This is a genomic window from Holdemania sp. (genome assembly GCF_986127675.1).
The window spans coordinates 1-5889 of record NZ_CFQZWI010000138.1; the positions used below are offsets into that span (position 1 = coordinate 1).

At 49.4% G+C, this 5889-nt stretch carries 6 protein-coding genes; all 6 read right to left on the reverse strand.

Features of this window, described 5'->3' with window-relative positions; genetic code table 11:
- On the reverse strand, positions 1-716 hold a 716-nt coding region (locus tag AC5OW4_RS14060), incomplete at its 3' end, for a hypothetical protein (protein ID WP_493677113.1).
- A 12-nt stretch (positions 717-728) separates the two neighbouring features.
- Positions 729-1829, reverse strand: coding sequence for a hypothetical protein (locus AC5OW4_RS14065; protein WP_200798789.1), 1101 nt, complete (start codon positions 1827-1829; stop codon positions 729-731).
- Complete coding sequence (locus tag AC5OW4_RS14070; protein WP_200798790.1) at positions 1738-2865, reverse strand: hypothetical protein; 1128 nt, start codon at positions 2863-2865, stop codon at positions 1738-1740. Before AC5OW4_RS14070 ends, AC5OW4_RS14065 begins: the two co-directional genes overlap by 92 nt.
- Positions 2866-2880: 15 nt before the next feature.
- Positions 2881-4371, reverse strand: coding sequence for a CotH kinase family protein (locus AC5OW4_RS14075; protein WP_195396941.1), 1491 nt, complete (start codon positions 4369-4371; stop codon positions 2881-2883).
- 14 nt (positions 4372-4385) lie between these two features.
- Entirely contained in the window at positions 4386-5063 is a 678-nt protein-coding gene (locus AC5OW4_RS14080; protein WP_072684498.1) for a DUF4956 domain-containing protein, read from the reverse strand.
- A 25-nt stretch (positions 5064-5088) separates the two neighbouring features.
- Positions 5089-5784: a polyphosphate polymerase domain-containing protein gene (locus AC5OW4_RS14085; RefSeq protein WP_083538522.1), complete on the reverse strand. Its 696-nt coding sequence runs from the start codon at positions 5782-5784 to the stop codon at positions 5089-5091.
- Positions 5785-5889: the final 105 nt, after the last annotated feature.

The window sequence follows — 5889 nt, forward strand, 5'->3', positions numbered from 1 at the left end:
CTTCCGATCTTTCGAAAATAATTGATCAGCGCGCATTGATAGACCGGCGTCAGCTCATCCATGCGCTGCCAAAGCTGCTGAGCAAGCGCGTTCTGGTCGCCTGGAAACCGCAGCAGATCATCGCTGATCAACTTCTGGCTGTGCTGGATTTCATTGCGCGAAAGCAAAAGTACAGCCTGCGTTACCGATTGCGGATTGCCCGAAGCCACCAATGCCTGAAAGGCATTCTCCCGGCAATACACTGAATTGTGCAGCAGAATTTGTAAAACCAGCCGCGTCAGCTCGTCTTCAAAGCCGGCGTTAAGCAAACGAAACTGTCCGATCACATATACCACATAAGCTTGCGTTACCAGGTCTTTGCGGGTTAACTGAAACGCGACTTGGACAAAACAATCGCGATATTGTTTTAAATACGCGTAAAGTGCCTCCGGCTGATGGACTTGCAGCTCGGCGGCTGCTTGTTGATAGGCGATCAGCTCGACCAGATAACGCAGCTTCCGGTTCAACAGCCGGCGATGCTGTTCCTTTTTGTCCCGGGAACAATCCTGACAGGCCAGCTGTTGTTCAATGCGTGTCAGCCATTGCCGGCGGCGCTTTTCAATGAATCGCTCCCGCACATGATTCTTGCCGATCGCGAATAAATTGAAGAGCAATATGCTGAAGCAGATGACCATATAAACAAAGACCAGCGCTTCTGCCCGAATATGAATTCTCATGGTATCCGCTCCTTACTTCGGCGCCCAGACCTGCTGCATCCGCCAGTATGCTTCTTTTAATCGTTCGTGACAGGTCACCTTGCGGCCCCATCCTTTTAACGGGATTCTGCCCATTGCAACTTCTCCCTGATATTTTGTCGTCGCACCGATCTGGATTGAGGAAATCGTCAGATTTTCGACGCCGTATTTTTCGTAGTAATCATCGTGAATCTGCATTTCGCTCGGATTGGAAAAATTCAACAGCTCCCACGGAAGCCGCAGTTCCACCGCGTGTTCCGCAAAGCAATAATCTGTCAGGGAATTAAAATCCGCAGCTTCCGGATTGCCGTTGCCGCGCTTCAAAATTCCCGTTGGATCGGTTGCCGGCATTTCCCGGACCTTGCTTAAGCCAAGTTGATAGCGGGATACATCCTGCAGAATAAGTTGGATCGGCTTAAAAACCGGACTGTCCTTAGCCGGCGGGTCCAGAAACGGATCTTCCCCATAAACCAGGGATCCAGAAACAGCGTTGAGGACTTCATAGCGTTCCTGAACCTGAATCTCGGCCTGATCTCCCCGGATCATCAGATAAAAATCAACCGGCTGATCAAAGTTCAGCGCTGTGCCAAGCACAGTGGAACTGCCGGATTTCGGCGTAATATCCAATCCCAGCGATAACCGGTCTGCGACGGGGTTATAATTTTCACCTTCGATCATCAGATACAAATACTTTTCATCATATTGCGCGTACAGCCGCAGCGCATCTGCTTCCAAAACAGGCTCCATGTCCTGCCATTCTTCCAGATCGCCATCCGGATAACTGACGCTGCGCTCCTTCCCCGGATCAAACGCCAACAGGCCGAAAAACTGTTCGTTCGTCTGAACATCGCTCCAGAATGGCGTTTTTGTCAGATCGACATGCGCCATGGTGTTCCAGGTCCGCTTGAACCATTCATCCTGCCAGCTGAATACAATCGAGCCGGCACAGCCGGAAGCCATGATATCTTCATAGCATGAAACCAGAGCTTCCGCCTGTTCTGTTTCATTCAGTCCGCCCTGACTGCGGCCCCGGCTTTCTTTTTTTGCCTGCCCCCGCGAGCTGGGAACGCCGAACTCGGCAATGACCACCGGCATCGTATGATAAGTCCGCCAGCTGTTTTAAATAAGCATAATAAGAATTTTGTTCACCCCTTTGGTCCGTGATATCCATGGCGTCGCCGATTTCATAGCGGTTCATCACGCCCAGGTAATCCGGAAAGTAGGGATAGACATGATAGGAAGCGAATTGTCCGGCCTGAAAGGCAGGCTGGACCGCAATGTGTTCGACGTTGACCGAAGCAAATTTCTCAAACATTTTCTTCATCAGATCCGGATAGTCAAAGGGATCGGTCGTCGGCCAGTTGGAAAACGCGATCATCTTCTGACAATGGAAGCGCTGATCCTCATAGCGGGCCAGCGTATCGCCGACTTGCGCCAGCATTGCTTCAAACGCGTTTGCTTCAGGCGTTGTGCTGAAATATTCTCCATGATAAGCCATATCCGGATACCGCTGGTTTGTAAACGCCACGGTTGTAGGCTCCCATTCCACCCCGAGGATATAGCCGATCACCCAGGGCGAAACATCATGATGATAAGAACCGGAACCCGTGCCATATCCCAGAGAGAACATCTGCCTGCCATGCAGGATATTGATCAAAGTTCGGGCATCTTCTAAAAAGGTTCCTAAAAAAGCCTGATCATAAGCATCCCGGTGAGAAAATTGCACATAATCATTGACCCACAGTCCGTGAATCAGATATAACGGTTCTTCCCGCCCCTGATTGTATTCATAGAACGCGTTGTAGAAATCGGAATTCAGGATTGTATAAACCCGGATCGTATTGGCGCCCATCTGCTGAATTAAATCAAACCAGCGCAGATAGGTTTCCTTATCCACCTTGTAATCCGTTGCAAAATAACCGGGAATTCCCGCACCCAGGTCAACGCCGCGAATCTCAAATGGCTCATATCCTTCCGATTCCCGGATTAAAATCTGCCGCCCCGCCGTCTTCGCTATAATCTCAGCCGGCCGCTCTGAGGTTTGCCAGTTCAACCCGTAACGGTAATCGAACCATTGGAAAGCCAGAAACAGACAAAGCAGGACGCTGACGGTAATAATAAACTTTTTCATCGGACAGCCTCCTTTTTAATGGTTGTATTTTTTATTGACGGATTCATGCGCATAATGACGCAGACTGTCGATATGTTCGTCCAGCCATGTTCCTCTTGCGATTAAATAAGCTTTCATATGCGCGACAGCTTCTTCATAGTTATGTGGATTCCGTGACAACGGACGCAGATAATTGCGGTCGATCTCATTCAGAATCGCGCCTGCCTGATCGCCGGTCTGCCAATTTTGATCCGCTTCCAACTGATGCGGACGGTCAAACGTATAACCCCAGACTTCAAAATTTCGATCAATCGCCGGGCCCAGATATTGCTGCGTTTCGTCGATGAACGTCAATAACGATTCTTCACTTAACACCGACTGCCGCAGCAGTTTATACCGCTGAATCACACGCTCAATAAAATCCTCATCCTTGCACAGCATAAAAAACCAGGTCTTATCCGGCATGGAAAAACCGTCGACAGGCAATTCGATATCCTGATAATTATCCAGCATGTTGTTGAAATCCCAGACGCAGATTCCTACCTTGCCGCCCAGACTGCGATACAAATACGTCGAATAACTGCCGGCGTCGATATTGCGGAAAAATTCGTTGATGATGAAATAATCGACAAATGAATCTACGTCCAATAATTGCCGATAGCCAAATTCCCGGGAATCGTAATCAAACGAATACAACGCTTTTTCGACTTCCCCGAGATCCCGCTCAATATAAGCTCTCAACGGTTCTGTCAGTTTTCCGATACCGGGATATTTCACGTCCATCGCCTGGCTGATGTCCAGAATATAGGTATAATCAGTAAACACGTCAAGCTGCTTCGGATCCGCATTTTCACGGTCCAGCCGCACGATATACCCGGTTTTCTGCAATTTTTCATTGATTTCTGTCACATTAATCCGATCTTTCGAGCGGCTGATTTGTTCCATCAAGAGATAGACGCCCTGATACTCATCGTCAACGAACAACTCGCAATAACGGACGTTAGGCGCATAGTCCATAATCTGTCCGGCAATGTTCATCGCAATATAATTGCGCATCAGCGTCTTGTCCAGAAACGGACCGTTCAGCACCCATTCCTGGTCCGCCGCCATGCCTAAGAGCGAACGTTTCTTCTTTTTGCTATCGTCGTTCATGGTGACGATGGAATAAGACTTTTTATCAAAATGCAAACTGGAATTGCCGCGGTAACGAATCGCTGCCAGGGTTGACAACGTCGGCTCGTCGCTCAGCCGGTTACCGTCGCTTCCATCCCAGACTGTCAGTTCCGCCAGATTCCGTTCATGACTGTGATCTTCCCCTGGAACCGCCTGCGCCCGCGTGCTTAACTTCAGTATTGGCAAATGCGTACAAAACTCCGTGGATGCGGTTCCTTCGCACACCTGGGAGGAAGCCGCAGACTGGCGGTGCTGTATAATTCGGACCTTATTTTCCGGCGTCAGCGTCTGCACCGTTAAGGCAACCGCGACGATCAGAAAACACAATCCCAGCAGGAATAATTTCCGCTTCATCGCTGAGGCCTCGGCTAACTGCTGATATCGTCATCCTGAGCGACGACATTCACATATTCAATGTGTTCAACCTGATACAGAGCGTCAGTCACACTGATCTCTTTTTTCAACGATTGCCGGTAACTGCTGCGCGGCAGTTCATAGATCAATTCCAGCGTATCCGGTGTTGTGTTTTTAACCCGCAGAATTGCTTTCTGATTAAAGTAGTTAAAAACCACGCCTTCGATCTGCCGTTCTGTTGAACGCGCACCGCGGATGATCAAAAGCATCCGGTTGTCATTTTTAATCCGGCCCAGCGCTAAAAGCACGATGAAAACAATCGCGCTGCCGATCGCACTGGTTACATAATCGCCCACGCCGCAGCCCAATCCTGCGACAATCGTCCAGAAAATGTAGACCGTATCGCGGCTGTCCTTGATCGCAGTTCTGAAGCGCACGATTGACAATGCACCGACCATCCCTAACGACAACGCGATGTTGTTGCCGATGATCGCCATGACGGTCGCCGTCAGGATTGTCAGCGTTACTAACGAAACGTTGAATTTTTTACTGTAAATCGTTCCTGTGTGCGACAGCCAGTAGGACAGATAGATCACCAGGCCGATCAGCGCGCTCATCGCAATATGTAGAAACAACGCAAACAGACTGATCTGATCCACCTGTGAAATCAGGTCGTACAAAAACTGATTCATAAACTCTCCCCTTTTCTTTTGTTGACTAAAAAACGACGGAATGGCTGATTCGCCGGGCCAGCGCATACTTGCTGACGGCCAGTTCGCTGCGATCGCAGACCTGGATCACCCGTTGAATATAGGAGGGAAGAAAGTGATTAAATTTCACCTCCAGCACCGCCTGCGCCATCGGAAAAACCGGAACCAGGCTCAGCTTTGGATCAAACAGATGGAAACATCCTTCCGTTGCCCGAATCTGATGGTCAAAAGTAATCCGGATATTGTTCTCCGAACCAATCAACGCCAGCCGCTGATATTCAACGATCGTCTTCGGCCGATAAAGCTGAACCCGGATCATTCCATAGCACTCCGCGGCAAAAGGATCGGAACATGCCAACAACGCTTCCGGATACCCCTGGATCAAAGCTTCGGCCTGGCTTCGCGTCAGCTTCATCGAGCGTTTGCGTTGGTAAGCGCCTTCCTTCTGCTTGATTTCCAGCAATGCAAAATCTCCTTGAGGATCGTAAACACGTAAGCGCAGCTTCCGCCGCCGTTCCACGCCATCCTCTTTTTCCTGAAAATCACGGTCGTTAAGCGTGTCAAAATACAGCGAACGCACCCGGTAGCCTTCTGTCCCGTTATGCGGATCGGGTTTGATCATCGCGCTGAACTGATGCTGCAGTTGGATCCGCTGACTCTGCGTGATCAGATATTTTTTCTCCTGCCGGATAACTTCTGCCATTGATTCGCCCCTCCTGTCATCCTTATATTTAAAACAGCCAAGGTTTATTATAGTCATTTACGCATTCAATTTCTACTCTCTTTTCTTAATCTTCCGAACAATTTC